General features: G+C 71.3%; 20 protein-coding genes and 1 riboswitch. Of the genes, 10 read left to right on the top strand and 10 right to left on the bottom strand.

The genetic code is table 11. From position 1 onward, the window contains the following. Positions 1-2: 2 nt before the first annotated feature. Together LWP59_RS33460 and LWP59_RS33455 are read right to left on the bottom strand one after the other, a co-directional pair. Positions 3-512: a methylated-DNA--[protein]-cysteine S-methyltransferase gene (locus LWP59_RS33460; protein WP_144642406.1), complete on the bottom strand. Its 510-nt coding sequence runs from the start codon at positions 510-512 to the stop codon at positions 3-5. A gap of 32 nt (positions 513-544) precedes the next feature. Then, on the bottom strand, positions 545-2,017 hold the full coding sequence (locus LWP59_RS33455) for an AlkA N-terminal domain-containing protein (RefSeq protein ID WP_144642405.1): 1,473 nt from the start codon (positions 2,015-2,017) through the stop codon (positions 545-547). 125 nt (positions 2,018-2,142) lie between these two features. Between LWP59_RS33455 and ychF the strand changes: the two genes are divergently transcribed. Together ychF and LWP59_RS33445 are read left to right on the top strand one after the other, a co-directional pair. Next, positions 2,143-3,225 carry a redox-regulated ATPase YchF gene (gene ychF, locus LWP59_RS33450; protein WP_144642404.1) on the top strand — a complete coding sequence of 361 codons (1,083 nt, stop codon included), beginning with the start codon at positions 2,143-2,145 and terminating at the stop codon, positions 3,223-3,225. Between the two features lie 83 nt (positions 3,226-3,308). Further along, entirely contained in the window at positions 3,309-3,770 is a 462-nt protein-coding gene (locus LWP59_RS33445; protein ID WP_144642403.1) for a cupin domain-containing protein, read from the top strand. 142 nt (positions 3,771-3,912) lie between these two features. Here the strand turns inward: LWP59_RS33445 and LWP59_RS33440 are convergent, their stop codons facing one another. From LWP59_RS33440 to LWP59_RS33430, 3 genes are all read right to left on the bottom strand, one after another. After that, complete coding sequence (locus LWP59_RS33440; protein ID WP_229857670.1) at positions 3,913-4,515, bottom strand: hypothetical protein; 603 nt, start codon at positions 4,513-4,515, stop codon at positions 3,913-3,915. 810 nt (positions 4,516-5,325) lie between these two features. Next, on the bottom strand, positions 5,326-5,634 hold the full coding sequence (locus tag LWP59_RS33435; RefSeq protein WP_144642401.1) for a hypothetical protein: 309 nt from the start codon (positions 5,632-5,634) through the stop codon (positions 5,326-5,328). 63 nt (positions 5,635-5,697) lie between these two features. After that, a complete protein-coding gene (locus LWP59_RS33430; protein ID WP_144642400.1) occupies positions 5,698-5,988 on the bottom strand; it encodes a 4a-hydroxytetrahydrobiopterin dehydratase in 291 nt (96 codons plus the stop codon). 24 nt (positions 5,989-6,012) lie between these two features. Further along, positions 6,013-6,125, top strand: a riboswitch (TPP riboswitch). Between the two features lie 23 nt (positions 6,126-6,148). Here LWP59_RS33430 and LWP59_RS33425 point away from each other — a divergent pair. From LWP59_RS33425 to LWP59_RS33415, 3 genes are read left to right on the top strand one after another with little or no spacing between them, the layout of a single operon-like run. Then, positions 6,149-7,198, top strand: coding sequence for a thiamine ABC transporter substrate-binding protein (locus LWP59_RS33425; protein WP_144642399.1), 1,050 nt, complete (start codon positions 6,149-6,151; stop codon positions 7,196-7,198). Then, the gene (locus LWP59_RS33420) at positions 7,174-8,790 is read left to right on the top strand and encodes an ABC transporter permease (protein WP_144642398.1); all 1,617 of its coding nucleotides are present in this window, start codon (positions 7,174-7,176) and stop codon (positions 8,788-8,790) included. The genes LWP59_RS33425 and LWP59_RS33420 overlap by 25 nt, the downstream gene beginning before the upstream one ends. Then, positions 8,790-9,797: an ABC transporter ATP-binding protein gene (locus tag LWP59_RS33415; protein ID WP_144642397.1), complete on the top strand. Its 1,008-nt coding sequence runs from the start codon at positions 8,790-8,792 to the stop codon at positions 9,795-9,797. The genes LWP59_RS33420 and LWP59_RS33415 overlap by 1 nt, the downstream gene beginning before the upstream one ends. Positions 9,798-9,809: 12 nt before the next feature. On the opposite strand, the gene LWP59_RS33410 is transcribed toward LWP59_RS33415, so the two are convergent. Genes LWP59_RS33410 through LWP59_RS33400 form a run of 3 tightly spaced genes read right to left on the bottom strand, consistent with a single transcriptional unit; the run spans position 9,810 to position 12,723 of the window. Next, a complete protein-coding gene (locus LWP59_RS33410; protein ID WP_144642396.1) occupies positions 9,810-10,673 on the bottom strand; it encodes an ABC transporter permease in 864 nt (287 codons plus the stop codon). Next, on the bottom strand, positions 10,670-11,680 hold the full coding sequence (locus LWP59_RS33405; RefSeq protein WP_144642395.1) for an ABC transporter ATP-binding protein: 1,011 nt from the start codon (positions 11,678-11,680) through the stop codon (positions 10,670-10,672). The genes LWP59_RS33410 and LWP59_RS33405 overlap by 4 nt, the downstream gene beginning before the upstream one ends. Beyond that, positions 11,677-12,723 (bottom strand): LolA family protein, encoded by a 1,047-nt coding sequence (locus LWP59_RS33400; protein ID WP_144642394.1) that lies wholly within the window; start codon positions 12,721-12,723, stop codon positions 11,677-11,679. Before LWP59_RS33400 ends, LWP59_RS33405 begins: the two co-directional genes overlap by 4 nt. Positions 12,724-12,870: 147 nt before the next feature. Here LWP59_RS33400 and LWP59_RS33395 point away from each other — a divergent pair, with 147 nt between their 5' ends. Genes LWP59_RS33395 through LWP59_RS33385 form a run of 3 tightly spaced genes read left to right on the top strand, consistent with a single transcriptional unit; the run spans position 12,871 to position 15,280 of the window. Next, complete coding sequence (locus tag LWP59_RS33395; protein WP_186383395.1) at positions 12,871-13,575, top strand: response regulator transcription factor; 705 nt, start codon at positions 12,871-12,873, stop codon at positions 13,573-13,575. A 14-nt stretch (positions 13,576-13,589) separates the two neighbouring features. Then, complete coding sequence (locus LWP59_RS33390; RefSeq protein ID WP_144642431.1) at positions 13,590-14,888, top strand: ATP-binding protein; 1,299 nt, start codon at positions 13,590-13,592, stop codon at positions 14,886-14,888. Further along, the gene (locus LWP59_RS33385; RefSeq protein ID WP_144642393.1) at positions 14,885-15,280 is read left to right on the top strand and encodes a (deoxy)nucleoside triphosphate pyrophosphohydrolase; all 396 of its coding nucleotides are present in this window, start codon (positions 14,885-14,887) and stop codon (positions 15,278-15,280) included. Before LWP59_RS33390 ends, LWP59_RS33385 begins: the two co-directional genes overlap by 4 nt. A 1-nt stretch (position 15,281) precedes the next feature. On the opposite strand, the gene trpS is transcribed toward LWP59_RS33385, so the two are convergent. Together trpS and LWP59_RS33375 are read right to left on the bottom strand one after the other, a co-directional pair. Beyond that, entirely contained in the window at positions 15,282-16,244 is a 963-nt protein-coding gene (gene trpS / locus LWP59_RS33380; RefSeq protein ID WP_144642392.1) for a tryptophan--tRNA ligase, read from the bottom strand. 230 nt (positions 16,245-16,474) lie between these two features. Next, positions 16,475-16,624 (bottom strand): hypothetical protein, encoded by a 150-nt coding sequence (locus LWP59_RS33375; RefSeq protein WP_186383394.1) that lies wholly within the window; start codon positions 16,622-16,624, stop codon positions 16,475-16,477. Between the two features lie 144 nt (positions 16,625-16,768). On the opposite strand from LWP59_RS33375, the gene typA reads away from it, so the two are divergent. Further along, complete coding sequence (gene typA, locus LWP59_RS33370) at positions 16,769-18,664, top strand: translational GTPase TypA (RefSeq protein WP_144642391.1); 1,896 nt, start codon at positions 16,769-16,771, stop codon at positions 18,662-18,664. 197 nt (positions 18,665-18,861) lie between these two features. Then, entirely contained in the window at positions 18,862-20,586 is a 1,725-nt protein-coding gene (locus LWP59_RS33365; protein WP_186383393.1) for an ABC transporter family substrate-binding protein, read from the top strand. Positions 20,587-20,732: the final 146 nt, after the last annotated feature.

The raw sequence follows: 20,732 nt of genomic DNA, 5'->3' as shown, positions 1-20,732 counted from the left end.
GCTCAGCGCAGCTCGGGTGACTCGTGGTCGAGCAGCCAGCGCTTGGCCTCGACACCCCAGCGGAAGCCGCCCAACGCGCCACCGATGCGCAGCACCCTGTGACAGGGCACGAACAGCGCCGCCGAGTTGCGGGCGCAGGCGGACGCGGCCGCCCGGATGGCCGCGGGCCGACCGGCCAGCTCGGCGTACTCGCTGTAGGTCACCGGCTTGCCCGCCGGAACCGTCCGCAGCACGTCCCAAGCGTGCTGCAGGAACTCGCCGGAACGCTGGCGGACCGGAATGTCGTCGATCGCGTCCAGCTCGCCCCCGTGGTAGCGCCGGACCGCGGCGCTGACCGCGCCCAGGTCACGCTTCTCGCGTAGCTCGCCCGGAACGAGCGAACGGGAGATCTGCGGGGTCAGCTTGTCGAGGTCGGCGGTCCAGCCGGACGCCAGGACGGCACCGTCGGACGCGACGACGGCCGTGAAGGGACCGATGGGTGTGTCCGTGGTGGACCAGTGGGCGATGCTCATGGATTTCTCCTTCAGGTGAGTCTCGGACTGGTTCAGGCGCTGCGCCAGAGGTACATGCCGGCGTAGGAACGCCAGGGGCGCCAGCCCTGGGAGTGCTGGGTGAGGTCGGTGATGCCCAGTGCGGCCGCGCCCTTGCGGACCACCAGGTCGTCGGCGAGCAGCAGGTCCGGGGCGCCGAGCACGCGCATGAGTACGTAGTCGGCGGTCCACGGGCCGACGCCGGGCAGGGCGAGTAGCTCCGCGCGGAGCTCGTCGGCGTCGCGGCCGACGTGCACGTCGACGGCGCCCGACGCCATGGCCTCGGCAGCCGCGCAGATCGCCTCGACCCGGCGTTTCGGTCCGCGCAGGACCTCGCGTCCGCGCTCGGCGACGGCCTCGGGTGCCGGGAACAGAGTGCCCCAGGGAAGCTGCTCGCCGAGGGCTTCCGCGAGGCGGCCCGCTGCCGTTCGCGCGGCGGCGACGGACACCTGTTGCCCGAGCATGGCTCGGAGCAGGAGTTCCGGGCCGTCGACCGAGCCGGGCACCCGCATACCGGGCGCCGCCGCCACGGCCGGTGCGAGAGCTGGGTCCGCGCTGAGCACGCGCAGCACGGCCTCGGGGTCGGCGTCGAGGTCGAGGAGGCGGCGGGTGCGCGCGACGGCGCTGCCCAGGTCGCGGACGTCCGCCAGCTGCAGCTCGCACCGGATGTGCCCGTCCTGCGGGGTGAGCGAGATGCTCGCCGACCCGTGCGACAGGCGCAGGGTGCGGCCGTAGCCGCCGTCTTCGGCCCACTCGACGCCCGATACCGCCCGGGCCGAGAGGAAGCCGAAGATGCCGGTGGCGTCGTACGGCCGGCGATACGGCAGGCGCAGGCTCAGCCTGGTGCCGGTCGTCTCGTCGGCGTGCGCGCGATCCGGACGTCCCCGCGACGCGGTGGCCGACGCGCGCAGCTGCGACGGAGTGCGCGCGAAGACCTCGCGGATGGTGTCGTTGAACTGGCGGATGCTGGCGAATCCGGCCGCGAACGCGACGTCGGCCAGCGGCAGCTCGGACAACTCGATGAGCAGCCGGGCCGAATGGGCGCGGTGGGCACGGGCCAGCGCCAGCGGGCCCGCGCCAAGCTCCGCCGTGAGCACACGGCCGAGCTGACGCTCGGAGTAGCCGAGCCGGTGCGCCAGGCCAGGCACGCCTTCGCGCTCGACGACACCGTCTGCGATCAGGCGCATGGCGCGGGCGACGAGGTCGGCTCGGAGGTTCCACTCGGGCGATCCCGGGACCGCGTCGGGGAGGCAGCGCCGGCAGGCGCGGAAGCCGCCCGCCTGCGCGGCGGCGGAGGTCGGGTAGAACCGCACGTTGGCGGCCTTGGGGGTGAGTGCGGGGCAGGACGGCCGGCAGTAGATGCCCGTGGTCTTGACGGCCACGATGAACTGCCCGTCGAAGCGAGCATCACGGGACGCGACCGCCCGGTAGCAACGCTCGGCGTCACGCCAGAGCGCCTGTCCGGCGGGGATGGCTACGGCTGTCATGTGTCCGATACTGCCAGCAGGTCAGGCGCTTGACTGGCGGAAATCCGACAGAGCGATGACCAGCGGAAAGCGGCGGGCGCACCGGCGGCCGGGGTGCCCGCGTGGCGCAACTAGACTGTTCGTCCGTGAGCCTCACCCTCGGCATCGTCGGACTGCCCAACGTCGGCAAGTCCACCCTGTTCAACGCACTGACCCGCAACGACGTGCTCGCCGCGAACTATCCGTTCGCGACGATCGAGCCCAACGTCGGGGTCGTGCCGCTGCCCGACGGGCGGCTGGACAAGCTCGCCGAGCTGTTCCACTCCGAGAAGATCGTGCCCGCGGTGGTGTCCTTTGTGGACATCGCGGGCATCGTGAAGGGTGCGTCCGAGGGGGCCGGCCTCGGCAACAAGTTCCTCGCGAACATTCGCGAGGCGAACGCGATCTGCCAGGTCATCCGAGTTTTTGACGACCCCGACGTGGTGCACGTCGACGGCCGGATCGACCCGTCGTCCGATATCGAGACGATCAACACCGAGCTGATCCTGGCGGACCTGCAGACGCTGGAGAAGGCCCTGCCGCGCCTGGAGAAGGAGGCGCGCACCAAGAAGGAGAACCGGCCCGCGCTGGAGGCTGCGCAGCAGGCCAAGGACATCCTCGACAGCGGGCGCACACTGTTCTCCGCGCAGAAGGAGGTCGAGACCGGCCTGCTTCGGGAGCTGAGCCTGCTGACCACCAAGCCCTTCCTGTACGTCTTCAATGCCGACGAGGGAGTGCTCACCGACGACGCCAAGCGGGAGGAGCTCGCCAAGCTCGTCGCGCCCGCGGACGCGGTGTTCCTCGATGCCAAGATCGAGTCCGAGCTGCTGGAGCTGGACGACGAGGAGTCGGTCCGCGAGCTGCTGGAGTCGGTCGGCCAGCCCGAGCCGGGCCTGCACGCGCTCGCCAGGGCCGGGTTCCACACCCTCGGCCTGCAGACCTACCTCACCGCGGGCCCGAAGGAGTCGCGCGCGTGGACGATCCCCAAGGGGGCGACCGCGCCGCAGGCCGCCGGGGTCATTCACACCGACTTCGAGCGTGGGTTCATCAAGGCCGAGGTGGTCTCCTACGACGACCTCATCGAAGCGGGCTCGATGGCCGCCGCCCGCGCCGCCGGCAAGGTCCGGATGGAGGGCAAGGACTACGTTATGGCCGACGGTGATGTGGTGGAGTTCCGCTTCAACGTCTGAGTCGGGGCCGTTTGCCCTGGTCAGAGTCCTAGGCGGCTTCTGGATTCGTCAGTTGTTCGGCAGAGTGACCGACCAAGAGCGTCGTGTCCACGGTCGCTGGAGTCGCCTTCGATCTTGGGCTGATTCCCGAACTCCACCAGCCCGTCAATGCCACGATCGACCTGCCGGAACGGACGCTGCCGACCGCAGCGGGGGCAGGGCACCATAGGCCGACGATCCTGAATCACGCGAGCAAGTCGGCAGGCGGTAAAGGCTGGTTCGTGGGCCCGTGGAACTCGCTGGTTCCGGTCGTGATCGGCTGGGCCGACCAGGGCGTGAACGACCCTCACCGGCACGACCACATGAACGAGGCATATCTCGTCGCCCGGGGCGACAGCGTCGCCGTCGTCGATGGGCGGGAGGTGCGCCTGCGGGCCGGGGACATGCTGGTGGTCGAACCAGGCGAGAGCCACACGTTCATCGACAGCTCGGACGACTACCTGCACTTCGTGGTCCAAGCTCCGTTCATTCAGGGCGACAAGATCGTGCTTGGCAGGGGGAGTTGAGTAACGCCCGAGCCAAGCCGAGATCGACACCGTTTCGTTGATCGTCAGCGCTTCCGCAGGTCGCGATCTACTCCGCTTCAACCTCTGATTCCTGCGGCGGGCTCGAATTTGCTCTGGTCGTGCCCGACTGTCGACGGGGCGGTCAGCAGGTGACCGAAGCTTTGGCGCTGGACTTGAACGACACGTGCACATGGTCGTAATGGTTGGCGGTGGTGCTGCCGCGATCTTCCATTGCCGACCAGCCGTTTCCGTCGTTATAGCGCTGGCGCCAGATCACGTATTTCACACCGAGGCGCGACTGGTTCGACAGGACGTAATCGGCCAGCTTGTTTCCCGTCGCGGTGTCGACCATGAAATCCAGGGCCAGGCCGTCGGGATGGTCGCTTTCGCCGCCACGGGCGGCGCGGCCGAGAACCGTGTCGACGCCGAACATCGCCTTGAGGTAGTTGCCCGCCTGCGCGACCTGGGGCTGGGCACCGGCCAGGACGGATGAACACGCGTGACCGACGGCCGCCATCGTCGTCGGCTTCGTGCTGGTCTTCGGTGTTGTGGTGGACGGCCGAGGGGTGGTCGTTGACGGTGGTGGGACCGTCGTCGGGGGCGGCGTCGTGGTCGTGGCGGACGTCGAGACTGGGGCCGGGGCCTTCATCTCGGCGGCCGCCAGGCTCGGGGTGTCATCGTGCCGTGGTCCTCCCGCGATCCAGATCGTGAACCCCAGGAGAAAAGCCGCCGCCAGTGCGACCACGGTCGGCAGAATGCGCGCCCGTGATCTTGACCTATGTCGACCCACCATTGTCGAGCACCATTTCCGATACTGCTGGTAATTGGTTTGTTACCAGCTCGTTATTGGCTGAACCGACGCCACATTACGAATCGGACAACACGAAGTCACTAGTCCGTGAGAAGCGGCACAGATCAACAGGCGCATCGAGAGGCGCTGGTGGCGGAGGTGGCGCTTGGGCTGCGGTGGCGGAGGCGGTGCCGGAGTGGCGCGGAGGTGGCGCTTGGCCAGTGGCGCCGGACGTCCCGCTTGGCCGGTGGCGCGGCAGAGGTGGCGTGGCGGGGCACGCAGTGGCGGAGGTGGTGCGGCACGGGCGGCGCGGCGGGTGGCCTGCGGAGGTGGCGCTTGGCAAGCGGCGCGGTCGCGTAGAGAAAAGTGGGCGACGGCGCGGGTGTCGAAACCGGAGTACGGACGCGGGTCGGCTCGAGGTTCAGCCGACCCCCCGAGGTGCGTCGAGTGACGCGGGGGCACGGCGGTCGATCGCGCGCGGCGTGGCCGCGAAGGTGTGACGCGCCGGGGAGCGAGATGCCGATGCGGAAAGTGGTGTCGGGAGCCCGAGAAGGGCTCCCGGCGAACCTCAGAGGCTCAGGCGGCGAAGCCGAGCAGGATGACGGCCAGCAGGGTGATCGTGGTGGCGGTGACGGCGATCCACGCGCGCTGGGTCGCGGACAGGACGGGGGCGGTGCTGTTCATGGCGTTCCCTGGGTTGCAGCGGGCTTTTCCGCCGGTGAAACCGCCTTGATCAAGGCGCCCGTTACTGCCCTGTGTCGGAAATCACTCTCCGGGGTGCCGACTTCGTGCCGTGTGCCAGAGAACCGCCCCTGCGGCAGCGATCATCAGCACGAACGACAGCCCGCCGACGACGATCGCGCGGGTTTCGCTCGTGGGCTGCACCGCGGCGCCGCCTCGGGGAGTGACTGCCCTGGGCGTCGTGTCCTGGGGTGCGTCCGCGACAACGCCCGTAGCGACGCCGCCGGGCAAGGCCACCGCCTCAGCGACGGCGCTCGGCAACAGCCCGAACAACAGCACCGCCGACACCACCGCGACCCCAGCGGCCTTCGACAAGAACAAGATCTTCGACATCGTGCGTTCCCTCCACCAGGGCAACGCAGGACACCCCGCGGGATGTTGCCGCGGTAGCCGAGATCACAGGTCGTCGACTATCCCGTCGATCTCGCCCGCCAGGGAGACGTCCTTCTCGGTCAGCCCGCCGGCCGAGTGCGTGCTCAGCCGGAACACCAGGGTCCGCCAGCGGATGTCGATGTCGGGATGATGGTCCGCGCCCTCCGCGACCTCCGCGACCCGGTTCACCACCTGGATCGCCTGCGGGAAGCTGCCCAGCTCGGCCGTGCGCTCGAGCGCGTCCCCTTCGCGCTTCCAGTGCGGCAGCCTCGTCAGCGCCTCCATGATCTCGTCCTCGCTCAGTAGCTTCGCCATCCCTCCATCGTGACGGGTACGCTGCTGGGTTGCCACGGGAGTCCGGCACCAGGCCGGGCTGAGAGGCGGGTCCACCCCCGCGACCGTTCGCACCTGATCCGGATCATGCCGGCGCAGGGAGGCCCACATCCCCTCCTGCCGGTGAACGCAAGGAGGGGCCATGAGAGGCAAGTGGAGCGCGGCCGTCGTGCTCGGCCTGACCGCCGCACTGACCACGGGCTGCACACTCGTCGGCGGGGGCTCGGACGACAGCGCCGCGTCCACGGTCACCCTGGTCACCCACGACTCCTGGGCCGCGCCGCAGCAGGTGCTCGACGCCTTCCAGCAGCAGACCGGCATCAAGATCGACGTGATCAAGAAGGGCGACGCGGGCGCGCTGACGAACTCGCTCGTGCTGACCAAGGCCAACCCCATCGGCGACGTGGCCTACGGCGTCGACTCGACGTTCGCCTCGCGCGCGCTCGGCGAAGGCGTCTTCGACTCCTACACGAGTCCGGAGGCCGATCGCGGCCCGCAGCGCTACGCCGTCGACAGCGAGCACCGGCTCTCGGCCGTCGACCTCGGCGACGTGTGCCTCAACGTCGACACGAACTGGTTCGCGCAGAAGGGAATCCCCGCGCCCACCGGCTACGACGATCTCACCGACCCGCAGTACAAGGACCTGCTCGTCGTGGAGAACCCCGCGACCTCCTCGCCCGGTCTCGCGTTCCTGCTCGGCACCATCGCGAAGTACGGCGAGCAGGGCTGGCAGGGGTACTGGCAGAAGCTCAAGGACAACGGCGTGAAGTCCGACAGCGGCTGGGAAGAGGCCTACAGCCAGGACTTCTCCGGCTCGTCGGGCAACGGCCCGCGGCCCATCGTGGTGTCCTACGCGTCCTCGCCCGCCGCCGAGATCGGCGCCGACGGCAAGCCGCGGACGAAGGCGCTGCTCGACACCTGCTACCGGCAGGTCGAGTACGCCGGGGTGCTGGCGGGCACCAAGCAGCCGGACAAGGCGCACAAGGTGATCGACTTCCTGCTGTCGCAACAGTTCCAGGCGACGGTCGCGGACAACATGTACGTCTACCCGGCCCGCCAGGGCGTCGACCTGCCGAAGGGCTGGGCCGAGGCCGCGCCGCTCCCGCAGAGCTCGGCGAGCCTGCCGGGCGACCAGGTGCAGGCCGGGCGTGAGCGGTGGATCGGCCAATGGCGCTCGTTGCTCGGCCAGTAAGCCGCGCCGGCCTGGGCCTGCTGGCCCTCGTGCCACTGGGGTTCCTGGTCGTCTTCTTCGCGTGGCCGGTGCTGGCGATCCTCAAGCGGGGCTTCGTCGGCAACGGGGTGCTGACCGCGCTCGCGCAGGGCGAGACCTGGCGGCTGGCGTGGTTCACCGTCGCGCAGGCCGCCGGCTCGACGGCCATCGCCGTGGTCGGCGGGATGCCGCTGGCCTTCGTGCTCGCGAGGGTCCGGCTGCCGGGCGTCGGCCTGATGCGCACGCTCGTGCTGGTGCCGTTCGTGCTGCCGACCGTCGTGGTGGGGCTCGCGTTCCGCGCGTTGTGGCCGGACGGCGGGGTCCTGTCGATCGTGCTCGCCAACGCCTTCTTCAACGTCGCCGTGGTCGCCCGGACGGTCGCGGGACTGTGGTCGCACCTCGACTCCCGCGCGGAGGACGCCGCCCGTGCGCTCGGCGCATCGCGCTGGCGGGCGTTCCGCTCGGTCACGCTGCCCGCGTTGCTGCCGGCGATCACCTCGGCCGCCGCGGTCGTGTTCCTGTTCTGCGCCACCAGTTTCGGTGTCGTGCTGGTGCTCGGCGGCGCGCGGTTGCGCACCCTGGAGACCGAGATCTACCTGCGCACCGAGAACCTGCTGGACCTGACCGGCGCGGCGGCGCTCTCGCTGGTGCAGATCGCCGCGGTGCTCGCCGCGTTGCTCCTGGGGGCCGCCGCCCGGCGGCGACGGGAGATCGCGCTCAAACTCCGCGCCCGCGGGGAGACCGCGCGGAAACCGGTGAAGGGCGAGTGGTGGGTCGTCGCGGCCGCCATCGCGGTGGTCGGGCTGCTGCTGACGCCGATCGTCGCGCTGCTGATCCGCTCGGTGTCCACTGAGGACGGTTGGAGCCTCGCCGGGTATCGCGCGCTGTCCAGCACCGGCAACGCCGGCACCCTCCAGATCTCGGGGTGGGGATCGGCGGTGAACTCGTTGATCACGGCGACCGACGCCACCGTGCTCGCCCTGGTGATCGGGGTGTCTGCCGCGGTTCTCGTGGTCACGCTCCGCCGCGCACCCGGCCGCGTACCGCACGGGCTCGCCGAGACCATGGATGCCGCGCTGATGCTGCCGCTCGGTGTCTCCGCGGTGACCGTCGGCTTCGGCTACCTGGTCACCCTCGACGCGCTGCCCGGTGACCTGCGGACGTCCCCGCTGCTGGTGCCGCTCGCGCAGGCGCTGGTGATCATCCCGCTCATCGTGCGGATGGTGCTACCCGTGCTGCGTTCCATCGACGACCGCCTGCGCCAAGCCGCCGCGACGCTGGGCTCCGGGCCGCTGCGGGTGTGGCGGGAGATCGACGTGCCGCTCGCGATCCGGTCCGTCGTGGCCGCGGCCGGCTTCGGCTACGTCGTGGCGCTCGGCGAGTTCGGTGCGACGAGCTTCCTGGCGCGGCCGCAGACGCCGACGCTGCCGGTGGCCATCGCGTCCCTGATCGGGCGCCCCGGACAGCTGAACAACCAGATGGCCTATGCCGCCTGCGCGCTGCTCATGCTGGTGACGGCGGCCGCCGTGGTCGTGATCGACCGGTTCGGCTCCGGCCGGGTGGGGGAGTTCTGATGTCGCTGTCCGTGCAAGGCCTGACCGTCCGCTACGGGTCGTTCACCGCCGTCCGCGACGCGGAGCTGGACATCGCCGACGGCGAGGTCCTCGCGCTGCTCGGCCCGTCCGGCTCCGGCAAGTCCACGCTCCTGCGCGCGATCACCGGGCTGGAGCCGCTCGCCGCCGGCACCGTGCGCTGGGACGGTGCAGACCTGGCGGACGTGCCGGTGCACCAGCGCGGGTTCGGGCTCGTGTTCCAGGACGGGCAGCTGTTCCCGCACCGCGACGTGGCGGGCAACATCGCTTTCGGGCTGCGGATGCGGAAGATGCCCGTGAGCGAGCGCGCGCAGCGCGTGACGAGACTGCTCGACCTGGTCGGCCTGACCGGCTACGAGCGGCGCCGGGTGACCGAGCTGTCGGGTGGGGAGGCGCAGCGCGTCGCGCTGGCGCGGGCGCTCGCGCCAGAGCCGCGGTTGCTGCTGCTGGACGAGCCACTGTCCGGTTTGGACGCCGGGCTGCGGGAGCAGCTCGCGGTCGAGCTCGCCGAGGTCCTGCGCAGCGCGAAGATCACCACGCTGCTCGTCACGCACGACCAGGAGGAGGCGTTCACCCTCGCCGACCGGGTCGCCGTGCTGCGGGGCGGTGAGGTCCGCCAGGTCGGCGCCGTGCGCGAGGTCTGGCGGCGGCCCGCGGACGACGAGACGGCCGCTTTCCTCGGTGTGACAACCTTCTTCGACGGCGAGGCGACCGACGGCGTGGTCCGGTTCCCGCTCGGCGAGCTGGTCCGCGACGAGCCCGACGGCCGGGTGCGGGTCGGCCTGCGGCCACCCGCGCTGCACCCCGGCGCCGCGGGCGTGCCTGGGGAGATCCTCGCCAAGGTGCACCGGCGTGACCACGTCCGTCTGCGCGTGCGCACCGCCGAGGGCGTCGTCGACGCCGTCGCGCCCGTCGACGCCGACCTCGCTCCGGGTGACGAAGTCCGCCTGGCGCTGGACGACCAAGGCGTCGTCACCCGGGCAACCTGATCAGCGAGGAGATCAACCGTCCTTCGTCGTGATCCGGGCGTAGGCCAGCGACAGCCCGATCACGACGTAGCAGACGGCCCGGACGGCGCCCTCCGCCAGCCCGGCCCCCGGCATGGGATCCCGCAGCACGTCGACGAGCGAGTCCCACGACTGCGGCAACAGGAACGGGTGCAGCCAGGCCACCGCGGACAGCAGGAGCAGCACCGCCGAGACGATCGTGCCGGCGAGCACCGACACCACGACCAGCATCGGATGCTCGGTGCACGCCGAGACCGCCAGCGCGACCGCGCCGATCGCCCACAGCTGCAGGGTCACCCACCCGGCCGCGATGGCGATCTTGCCGAGCGCGGCGCCGAAGGACAGCGTCGTGCCGGACAGCGTGAACAGCGAGCCGGTGCCGTTGATCGCGAGCCCGGCGAGCACGCCGACCACCGACATCAGCACGACCGCCGCGAGGGTGAACGTGGCCACGCCCAGCGCCTTCACCGCCAGCAGGCGGCCGCGGCTGACGGGCGCGAGCAGCCAGCCGCGCAGCGTGCCGTGCGACAGCTCGCCGGCCAGCGCGTCCCCGGCGGACATCGCGGTGGTCAGCGGCAGCAGCAGGTTCAGCGTCACCACGAGCGTGGCGATCGGCAGCACCAGCGCGTTGCCCGCCGCGGTGGTGAACAGCGCGTCACCGCCGTTGCCGGGGCCGTTGTCGGTCGACCGGCCGAGCGCGAGCCCGATCGCGACGACGATCGGGATCAGCGCGAGCAGCCCGAGCACGACCAGCGTGCGCGGGCGGCGGAAGATCCAGCGCAGCTCCGCCAGGTAGAGGCGCGGCAGCGGGACGCTGAGGCGGGCCGGTGCCGCGTCCGCGGTCATGGTCGCGGTCATGCCCGCACCTCCTCGACCTCGGGCAGGCCTTCGTGCTCCGTCTCGTGCTGGGTCAGCCGGGCGAACAGGTCCTCGAGCCCGGTGCGCTCGCGCTTCACCTCGTGTATCGCGACCCCGCCGCGCACGAGCGTCTCGACGACCTGCGGCGCGGTCGCTGTGGTGAGGTCCGCGCGGACGCCGTCCGGCGTCAGCTTCCCCGGGATCCGGTTGTCCCGCAATGTTTCCAGCGCCTTGTCACCGTCCGGTGTGGACACCAGCAGGCCGGGGCTGCCGGACTCCAGCAGCTCGTCCAGCTCGCCCTGGGCCACCACCGTCCCGGCGTGCAGCACGGCCACGTGCGTGCAGGTCGCCTCGACCTCGGCGAGCAGGTGCGAGGACACCAGCACGGTCACCCCGTCCGCGTGCAGCTCACCGATGATCCGGCGGATCTCCCGGGTGCCGGCGGGGTCCAGCCCGTTGGTCGGCTCGTCGAGCACCACCATCCGCCGCGGCACGAGCAGTGCCCCGGCGAGGCCCAGCCGCTGCTTCATGCCCAGCGAATAGGCCTTGTACCGGCGGTGCGCGGCCGCGCCGAGGCCGACGCGCTCCAGTGCGTCCTCCACCGCGCGCGGAATGTCCGAACTGGGCAGTCGGGGCTCGGCGGCGGCCAGCCGCCGCAGGTTCTCCCGGCCGGACAGGAACGGGTGGAAGCCCGGCCCTTCGACCAGCGCGCCGACGTCCGGCAGCGCGTGCCGGGCGCCCTCGGGCATCCGCCTGCCCAGCAGCTCGACCTCGCCCTCGGTCGGGCGGACCAGGCCGAGCAGCATCCGGATCGTGGTGGTCTTGCCGGAGCCGTTCGGGCCCAGCATGCCCAGCACCGCGCCTTCCGGCACGTCCAGATCGACCTGGTCCACCGCGACCGCGCTCCGGTACACCTTGCGCAGCCCTCTGGTCCGCGCCGCGAGCCCCGGAGCCGGGGCGGGCGCCGTGACGCCCGCCCCCTGCTCGGTCTCGAACGAGGTGGTCACTTCGCGCCCAGCGCGTCGACCAGCGCCTGCTCGGTGACCGCGCCGGCGGCGAACCGGCCGTCGCTGGTGATGAGCGCACTGCCGACCTTCGTGGTGATCACGTAGCCGGTGCCGAACGGGCCGCTCACCTGCTTGCCGAACTGGCTCAGCATGGCCTTCGGGTCCACGTTCCGGCCGCCTTTGCCCTGCTGCGGGCTCAGCGCGTCCGCCGGGAAGGTGCCGGTGACCACGGTGTCCCAGCCGTCGCCGACGACGGTGAGCGCATCGGCCGCCTTGGCGCGCTCGGGCACCTGGGCCTGCTGCTCGGTCACCTTCGCGCCCTGCGGCGGGGTGAACTGGAACTCGCTCGCGGGCTGCGGGGTGAACTCGATGTCGCTGAAGGCGACCTGCAGCGCCGCGTCCGCCGTGCCGTAGGTCATCACCGCGAGCCGCAGCGGCACCCGCTTCTCGGCGTCGACCGCGACGCGCACTTCGCGCAGCACGGTGTGCTCGGTCGGCTTCGGCGTCAGGACCAGCTCGTAGGCCGCGCGGCCCGCGACGCGGGCGGTGCCTTCGACGCTCACGGTGCTGCTTTCGCGGACCTTCGCCAACAGCTGCGTGGCGGAGGCCGCCGGGTCGCTCGGGAGCTGCGGCGGCGCGGGCGCGCCGGCAGGCAGCGTCGACTTGGTCGCCGTGTTGTTCTTGGAGTTGTATGTCCACACCGTGTTGCCGTTGTGCACCACGGTCGTGTCGCTCGCGCCCTGCTCGATCGACAGCTTGCTGCTGCCGTTGCCGTCGTTGTAGACGTGCGCGGCGTCCACGTTCACGTTCACGCCCCCGGGCAGCGTCGACACCGGCAGCCCGAGGTTGTTGTCCACCTGAACGGTGCCGTCGAGCGCGGGAGTCTGGGTGCTCAGCACCGACTGCACCAGCTCCTCGGCGCTGATCGAGGGCAGTTGCGGCGCCTCGCCCGCGCTGGCGGGCATCGCCAGCCAGGCCAGTCCGGCGACCCCGAGCGCCGAACCCGTGACCGCTGCCGTGATGGCTTTCGTCTTCGGTTGCATCGAATCTCTCCCTGCTCCTGGCGAGCACCACCAGTGTGCTCGTTCCCCGCCGAGAACGCTCCCGCTTCGTGCCTGAGACCGCCCTGAGACGCTGAGAGACCGCTGAGAACGGGCGCGCGGCCAGCGAAAACCGTGCATTCTAGGCACGTGAAGCCTCGGGTGCTGGTGGTCGACGACGAGCCTGGTGTGCGCAAGGCGCTGCACCGCGGCCTGCGCGCGGAGGGCATGGACGTGGTCACCGCCGGCGACGGGCCCGCCGGCCTGCGGCTGGCGCAGACCGGGTCCTTCGACGTGCTGCTGCTCGACATCATGCTGCCCGGCCTGTCGGGCTACCGCGTGCTGCAGCAGCTGCGCGCGCAGGGGATCCGGACGCCGGTGCTGATGATCTCGGCCAAGGACGGCGAGGTGGACCAGGCCGACGGGCTGGACCTCGGCGCCGACGGGTATCTCGTGAAGCCGTTCTCGTTCGTGGTGCTGGTCGCCCAGGTGCGGGCGGTGCTGCGGCGGGCGCGGAGCGACTCCGTGCGCGGGCCGCTGCGCATCGGCGGGCTGCTCGTGGACCGGGCGACCCGCGAGGTGCGCTGGCACGAGGACCCGGTCGCGCTCAGCCCCCGCGAGTTCGGGCTGCTGGAGGTCCTCGTCGGCCGGGCGGGCACGGTCGTGACGAAGGACGAGCTGCTGCGCGCGGTGTGGGGTGACGAGCAGGCGGCCACCCGTAACGTCGTGGAGGTCTACGTCGGGTACGTCCGGCGCAAGCTCGACGCGGTGGGCGCCGGGTCCCTGCTGCGGACCGTGCGCGGGCACGGCTACCTCGCGTCCGACGCCCAGCTGGACGAGGTCCTCCCGGGGTGATCGCACGCTGGCCGATGTGGCTCCGGATCACCGTGCCGGCGGCGGTCGTCACGCTGGCCGTCCTGCTCGGGCTCGCGGTGATCGCCGGCCGGGGGCTGGGCCCGCTGTGGGTCGGCTCGGTCGATCACGAGCTCGGCGAGGCACTCGGCACCGCGAGCACCTCGGTCGCGGCGGGCCGTCCGCCCGCGCCGGTGGACGGGGTGATCCTGCGGGTGCTGGACACGGCGGGCGCCCCGGCGGACGGCGGGACGCCGGTCCCGGACCTCGGGCAGGGCGAGGTCCGGGCGCTCAAGGCCGGCACGTCCGTCCACAAGGGAACGATGTACTGGCGCGGGTCCGTGGTCACGACGCCGGACGGCTCGTTGCGGCTGGTCGTCGCCGGCACCGGTCTGGTCGGGCTGAACACCGCGGTGCGCACGGGTTCGCACTGGCTGCTGTGGGCCGCGTCGATCGGCGCGGTGCTCGCGGCCGCGGCCACCTGGCTGATCGTGCGGATGGCCTTGCGCCCGGTCGGGCGGATGCGCCGGTCGCTGCGGGCGCTGCCGCCGGGCGAGCGGCTGCCCGTCCCCGAGGCACATGACGAACTACGCTCGCTCGCCGCCGATTTCAACGCTTTGCTTGTGCGGCAAGAGGAAGTGAGCCGGCGCCTGCGGCGGTTCACCGGGGACGCCGCCCACGAGCTGCGCTCACCCGTCGCGTCCATCCGGGTACAGGCGGAGGTCGCCGTCGCGAACCCCGACCCCGAGCTGGCGCAGGAGACACTCGCCGACATCCTCGCCGAGGCCGAACGGCTTTCGGCGCTGCTGGACCAGCTGCTCGCCCTCGCCCGGTCGGACGCGGGCGAGCTGCCACCGGCGGAACCGGTCGAGCTCGTCACCGAAGCGCGGGCCGCGGTGAAACGGCTTCCGCCGGGTTCGCCGGCCGCACGAGTCAACGGTGTCGTCGGCACGGCCTGGGCCTACACGGCGTACGCGGAGGTCGAGCTCGTGCTGAACAACCTGCTGCGCAACGCGTGCCGGTACGCCCGCTCGCAGATCGTGGTCTCGGTGCTGGCCGGGCACTCGACCGTGCGGGTGGTCGTCGACGACGACGGGCCCGGGGTGCCGCCGGAGCACCGCGACCGCGTCTTCGACCGGTTCTACCGGGTCGCCGACGACCGCTCGCGCTCGTCCGGCGGCAGCGGACTGGGGCTCGCCATGGTCGCGGAGGCGGTGCGGCGGCGGGGCGGCCGGGTCACCGTGGGCGAGTCGCCGGAGGGCGGTGCCCGCTTCCAGGTGACCTGGCGGCGGGCCGGTAACGTCTCCGCTTCGTGAGCGCGCGAGTGATCGTCGGAGCGGCCATAGTGCGGGGCGACGCCCTGCTCGCCCAGCAGCGGGCCTACCCGCCCGAGGTGGCCGGGCGGTGGGAGCTGCCGGGCGGGCGCGTCGAACCCGGCGAGACCGAACCCGAGGCGCTGCGCCGGGAGTGCGTGGAGGAGCTGGGCGTCGAGGTCACCGTCGGCGACCGCGTCGGGGCCGACGTGCCGCTGCGCGCGAACCTCGTGCTGAAGGTCTACGCCGCGGCGCTCGCCGACCCCGCCGCCCGCCCGAAGGCCTTGGAACACAAGGATCTTCGCTGGATCACCGGCCGCGCCCTCGACGACCTGCGGTGGCTGCCCGCCGACCTGGAGCTGCTGCCCGCCCTCCACGAGCTCCTCGGCCGCTGACTCAGCCCGCGCCGATCAGCCGCAGCGCCGAGCTGAGCCGGTGCTCGCCACGCTCGGCGGCGCGGGTGCCGCCTGCCTTGCGCACCCGCTCCAGCTCCGCCGGGTCCGCCAGCAGGGCCAGGGTGCGCTCGCGGATCGGCCGGAGCGTCTCGATCACCGCGTTGGCCACGGCCTCCTTCAGCGCGCCGTAGGACGTGTGGGCCGCGGCCGCCTCCTGCGGGGTGGTCCCGGTGCAGGCGCCGAGGATCTCCAGCAGGTTCGACACCCCGGGCCGCTCGTCGGGCTCGTACGCGGGGGCGGAGTGGGCGTCGGTCACCGCGCGGCGGATCTTCCGCCGGATCAGGTCGGGCTCGTCGAGCACGAACACCACCCCCGCGGAGTCGCGGTTGGACTTCGACATCTTCCGCGTCGGGTCCGCCAGGTCGCGCACCCTCGCCCCGGTGAGCGGCAGCACCGCGCGCGGCACGGTGAACACCTCGCCGTAGGTCGAGTTGAACCGCCGTGCGAGCACCCTGGCCAGCTCGACGTGCTGGCTCTGGTCCTCGCCGACCGGCACCTCCGCCGCACCCTGCAACAGGATGTCCGCGGCCATCAGCACGGGATAGGTCAGCAGGCTCAGCCGCACGCCGGACTGCCCGGCCGCCTTCTCCTTGAACTGGATCATCCGCGCGGCCTCGCCGTAACTGCACGTGCATTCCAGCACCCAGGTCAGCGCGCCGAGTTCCCGCGCGAGATCGGACTGGACGAAAACCCGTTCCGGCGCGATTCCGGCGGCGATCAGGATCGCGAGCATCTCGCTCGTCCGGCCACGTAGCCCGGCCGGATTGTGCGTGGTCGTCATCGCGTGCAGGTCGGCGATGAAATACAGGTCCTCGGCGCCCCCGTCGGCCGCCCAGCGCGCGACCGCGCCGAGGTGGTTCCCGAGCTGTGTGTGACCCGACGGGGTGATGCCCGACAGTCTCATCCGTGTCTCCCTGGTCGTCGTGCCGCCCGCGGGAAACGACCTTGGGACACAAGGAAGGCCGCCCACGCGGGGCGGCCCTGGTATCTGTGTCAGCGCACAGCGGTCAGCCGCCCGAGGGCGGCCACCACAGTCCGGAGAAGGTGCGCATGAACTGACTTTAACCCATGGCGCAACTCGTCATCCGTGCACGACCTGAGGTGACCGACGACTTGCGGACCGCCGGGAAACGCTCAGGCGGCTGCCTTGGCCTTCGCCTTCTTCAGTGCGAGCACCGGGCACTTCTTGCAGCGGCTCTTGGACCGGCAGCACTTCTTCTTCACCTTGCCGGCCTTCATGAGCTTTCGCACCACTGCCCGGGGGTCCGAGCTGTCCTTGCCCATGGGGTTAGGTTAGGCGAAGCTAAGTGCTGAGGTGACGTGTTGCTGGTCACAAAGAGGTAAAGGGTATCCTGGGGGAGACTGCCCGTGGGCCAGAGCCGGCTCGGGTGTTCTCCCTCAGACCTCTTAGTACTCAGGAGCCTTCGCGTGCCCGCAGCAACTGCCGAGAAGGTCCGCACGGACCTGCGCAACGTCGCCATCGTGGCACACGTCGACCACGGCAAGACAACCCTGGTCGACGCCATGCTCCGTCAGTCGGGGGCGTTCACCGAACGCGCGGAGCTGGTGGACCGGGTGATGGACTCCGGTGAGCTCGAGCGCGAAAAAGGCATCACCATCCTCGCCAAGAACACGGCCATCCACCGGCAGACCCCGGACGGCCCGGTCACGATCAACGTGATCGACACCCCCGGCCACGCCGACTTCGGTGGCGAGGTCGAGCGGGGCCTGGCGATGGTCGACGGCGTCGTGCTCCTGGTCGACGCCAGCGAGGGCCCGCTGCCGCAGACCCGCTTCGTGCTGCGCAAGACGCTCGAGGCCGGCCTGCCGGTCGTGCTCGTGGTCAACAAGGTGGACCGCCCCGACGCCCGGATCGCCGAGGTCGTCGAGGAGACCCACGACCTGCTGCTCGACCTCGCGGGCGACATCGAGGACGCCGACCTCGACGCGGTGCTCGACCTGCCGGTCGTCTACGCCTCGGCCCGCGCCGGCCGCGCGAGCACCGAGCGTCCCGCCGACGGTGCGCAGCCGGCCAGCGAGAACCTCGACCCGCTGTTCGAGACCCTGCTGCGGCACGTGCCGCCGCCCGCCGCCGACGTCGACGGCCCGCTGCGCGCACTGGTGACCAACCTCGACGCGTCCAACTTCCTCGGCCGGATCGCGCTCATCCGCATCCACTCGGGCAAGCTGCGCAAGGGCCAGACCGTCGCGTGGCTGCGCGCGGACGGCTCGACGCAGAACGTGCGCATCTCGGAGCTGCTCGTCACCGAGGCGCTCGAGCGCGTGCCCGCGCAGGAGGCCTCGGCCGGCGAACTCGTCGCCATCGCCGGCATCCCGGAGATCACCATCGGCGACACCCTCGCCGACGTGGAGAACCCCGAGGCGCTGCCGCGCATCACGGTCGACGAGCCCGCGATCTCGATGACCATCGGCGTGAACACCTCGCCGCTGGCGGGCCGCAACGGCGGCGACAAGGTCACCGCGCGCCTGGTCAAGGCCCGGCTGGACCAGGAGCTGGTCGGCAACGTGAGCATCAAGGTGCTGCCCACCGAGCGGCCGGACACCTGGGAGGTGCAGGGCCGTGGCGAGCTGGCGCTGGCCATCCTCGTCGAGCAGATGCGCCGTGAGGGCTTCGAGCTGACGGTCGGCAAGCCGCAGGTGGTCACCCGCACCATCGACGGCAAGCTGCACGAGCCGTTCGAGCGGCTGACGATCGACTCGCCCGAGGAGCACCTGGGCTCGATCACGCAGCTGATGGCTGCGCGCAAGGGCAGGATGGAGCACATGGGCGGCAACGGCACCGGCCGGATCCGGCTGGAGTACGTGCTGCCCGCGCGGGGCCTGATCGGGTTCCGCACCGACTTCCTCACCGAGACCCGCGGCACGGGCATCGCCAACCACGTGTTCGAGGGCTACTTCCCGTGGGCGGGCGAGATCCGCACCCGGCACAGCGGTTCGCTGGTCGCGGACCGCACCGGCCCGGTCACCGCGTACGCGATGATCCAGCTCGCCGACCGTGGCACGTTCTTCGTCGAGCCGGGCGCGGACGTGTACGAGGGCATGGTCGTCGGCGAGAACCCGCGGGCCGAGGACCTCGACATCAACATCACCAAGGAGAAGAAGCTGACCAACATGCGTCAGTCCTCCGCCGACGTGATGGAGACGCTGGCCCGCCCGCGCAAGATGGGCCTGGAGGAGGCGCTGGAGTTCTGCGCCGTCGACGAGTGCGTCGAGGTCGCGCCGGAGGTCGTCCGGATCCGCAAGGTGACGCTCGACATCAGCCAGCGTGCCAAGGAGCGCTCGCGGGCCAAGAACCTCAAGTGACGCAAGGAAAAGCCGGTCTCCCGTCCCGGGAGGCCGGCTTTTCTGGCGCCCGGGGAGGAACTCCGGACGGGTGGCGAACGTCCACCTGATGGCGGTACCCGATACGGTGCCGGACGGCCCGCGGGTTTCCGGAAACCCGGTACCGCGGGGTAAGGCCTTATGGCACCATCGTGGGCTTCAGCGCCTGGGGAGGCAGCGTGCGGACAAGCAGAGCGGCGGCACTGATCCTGGTGCTCGTTGCCGCGCTGGCCGCGTGCACGGCGAACCCGCCGCCGCCGCTGGTCACCTCGCCGGCCGCACAGACCACCCCTTCCGCGGTACCCGGCCCCTCACAGATCGTGGTCGGCGTGGACGACATCGTGGGCGGGTACAACCCGCACAACCTCGCCGACCAGTCGACGATCACCACCGCGCTCTCGCAGCTGCTGCTGCCCTCGGTGTTCCGCCAGGCCGACGACGGGCAGTACGAGCTCGACACCACGCTCATGCGGTCGGCGACGGTGACCTCGCAAGAGCCCTTCACGGTGACCTACGAGATCCGCCAGGACGCCTCGTGGTCCGACGGCGCCCCGATCGCGGTTGAGGACTTCGTCTACCTCGCCGACGCCATGCGCAACCAGCCCGGCGTCGTCGAGCCCGCCGGTTACCGGCTCATCTCCAACATCCAGCCGAGCGAGGGCGGCAAGGGCGTCCAGGTCACCTTCTCCCAGCCCTATCCAGGCTGGCGCACCCTGTTCTCCGACCTCCTGCCCCAGCACCTGCTGAAAGACGCTCCAGGAGGCTGGCAGGGGGCATTGCAGGGCAGTTTCCCGGCCTACGGCGGGCCGTTCTCCATCAAGCAGCTCGACACGGCACGGGGGGAGATCATCCTCGAGCGCAACGAGCGTTACTGGGACAAGCCGGCCGCGGTGGACCAGATCGTGCTGCGCCGCTCCGACGAAGCCGGGCTCGCGGGCGCGTTGCGCAGCGGGAACGAGCAGTTCGTGATGTCGCGGACCGACGCCACCGGCCTGCAGCTGCTGCAGGGCATCGGCAGCAGCGTGCAGCTGCACACCGTGCCGAGCCCGCGGGTGGCCGACGTGCTGCTCCGCCCGGCGAACGGCGCGCTGGTCAACGACAACGTCCGCGCTGCGGTCGCCGCGCTCGTCGACCGCAACAAGCTCATCGACGAGGGCGCCGCCGGCGGCCCGTCGGCCGGGCTGCGGGCGGACGCCGCCGTGCTCGCGCCCTCCGTCCAGGGGTACGCCCCGACGATTCCCGCGAACGTGTCAGCACCCGATCCGGCGACCGCCGACTCGTTGTTGCAGAGCGCCGGTTACACCAGGGAAGCCGGCACCTGGCGCAAGGACGGCAAGCCGCTGTCGCTGGTCATCGCCTCGCCGGGGCAGCTGGAGCCGTACGCGGACATCGCGAAGGAGCTCGCGCGCCAGCTCACCGCGGCCGGGGTCCAGGTCACCACCATCAACCCGGAGCCGCGGGACCTGTTCTCGAACCTGCTCGCCATGCCGGTGAGCAAGGCCGGGCAGACCGTCCCGGACGGCTCGGGCAGCGTCGGGGTGGACATCGCCGTGGCGCCGATGCCCGTCGCGGGCGACCCGGCCACCGTGCTCGCCTCGACGTTCGGCTGCCGTCCCGGGCAGACCGGCGCCACCTCGACCGCGCCCGTCGTCCCCGCCAACCCGGCCGCGATCTGCGACGCCGACCTGCAGCCCACCATCGGCGACGCGCTCAGCGGCAAGAAGCCCCTCGCGGACGCGCTCGCCGAGCTCGAGCCGAAGCTGTGGGCGCAGCACACCGTGATCCCGCTGTTTCAGCTGGCGGACACCATGGCGCTGGGCACGGGCATTTCGGGCGTGACGCCGGGGCCGGCGATGGTTGGGCCGTTCGGGTCAGCCGTGAACTGGACACGTGGCGGCAAGTAACCAACGTATGTCCTCACGTTAGCTGGAAGTCACCCTTTGGTCACAATCGTTCCCGGGGTGGTGACTCCTTGTGCACAAGTTTCTAGCGTTCTCCGGCAGTGCGCCGACGCGTGCATTCGGTGTGACATAAGCTCCCGCCAACGCGC

This window comes from Amycolatopsis acidiphila (assembly GCF_021391495.1).
Lineage (GTDB): Bacteria > Actinomycetota > Actinomycetes > Mycobacteriales > Pseudonocardiaceae > Amycolatopsis_E > Amycolatopsis_E acidiphila.
Note: the sequence above shows the minus strand (reverse complement) of the source record. Positions and strands in the feature narration are given on the sequence as shown.

Bases quoted from the DNA above. Each gene is read 5' to 3' on its own strand.
- LWP59_RS33460 (WP_144642406.1), bottom strand. From the start codon at position 512: ATGAGCATCGCCCACTGGTCCACCACGGACACACCCATCGGTCCCTTC.
- LWP59_RS33455 (WP_144642405.1), bottom strand. From the start codon at position 2,017: ATGACAGCCGTAGCCATCCCCGCCGGACAGGCGCTCTGGCGTGACGCC.
- LWP59_RS33435 (WP_144642401.1), bottom strand. From the start codon at position 5,634: ATGTCGAAGATCTTGTTCTTGTCGAAGGCCGCTGGGGTCGCGGTGGTG.
- LWP59_RS33430 (WP_144642400.1), bottom strand. From the start codon at position 5,988: ATGGCGAAGCTACTGAGCGAGGACGAGATCATGGAGGCGCTGACGAGG.
- LWP59_RS33425 (WP_144642399.1), top strand. From the start codon at position 6,149: ATGAGAGGCAAGTGGAGCGCGGCCGTCGTGCTCGGCCTGACCGCCGCA.
- LWP59_RS33420 (WP_144642398.1), top strand. From the start codon at position 7,174: ATGGCGCTCGTTGCTCGGCCAGTAAGCCGCGCCGGCCTGGGCCTGCTG.
- LWP59_RS33415 (WP_144642397.1), top strand. From the start codon at position 8,790: ATGTCGCTGTCCGTGCAAGGCCTGACCGTCCGCTACGGGTCGTTCACC.
- LWP59_RS33410 (WP_144642396.1), bottom strand. From the start codon at position 10,673: ATGACCGCGACCATGACCGCGGACGCGGCACCGGCCCGCCTCAGCGTC.
- LWP59_RS33400 (WP_144642394.1), bottom strand. From the start codon at position 12,723: ATGCAACCGAAGACGAAAGCCATCACGGCAGCGGTCACGGGTTCGGCG.
- LWP59_RS33390 (WP_144642431.1), top strand. From the start codon at position 13,590: ATGTGGCTCCGGATCACCGTGCCGGCGGCGGTCGTCACGCTGGCCGTC.
- trpS (WP_144642392.1), bottom strand. From the start codon at position 16,244: ATGAGACTGTCGGGCATCACCCCGTCGGGTCACACACAGCTCGGGAAC.
- LWP59_RS33375 (WP_186383394.1), bottom strand. From the start codon at position 16,624: ATGGGCAAGGACAGCTCGGACCCCCGGGCAGTGGTGCGAAAGCTCATG.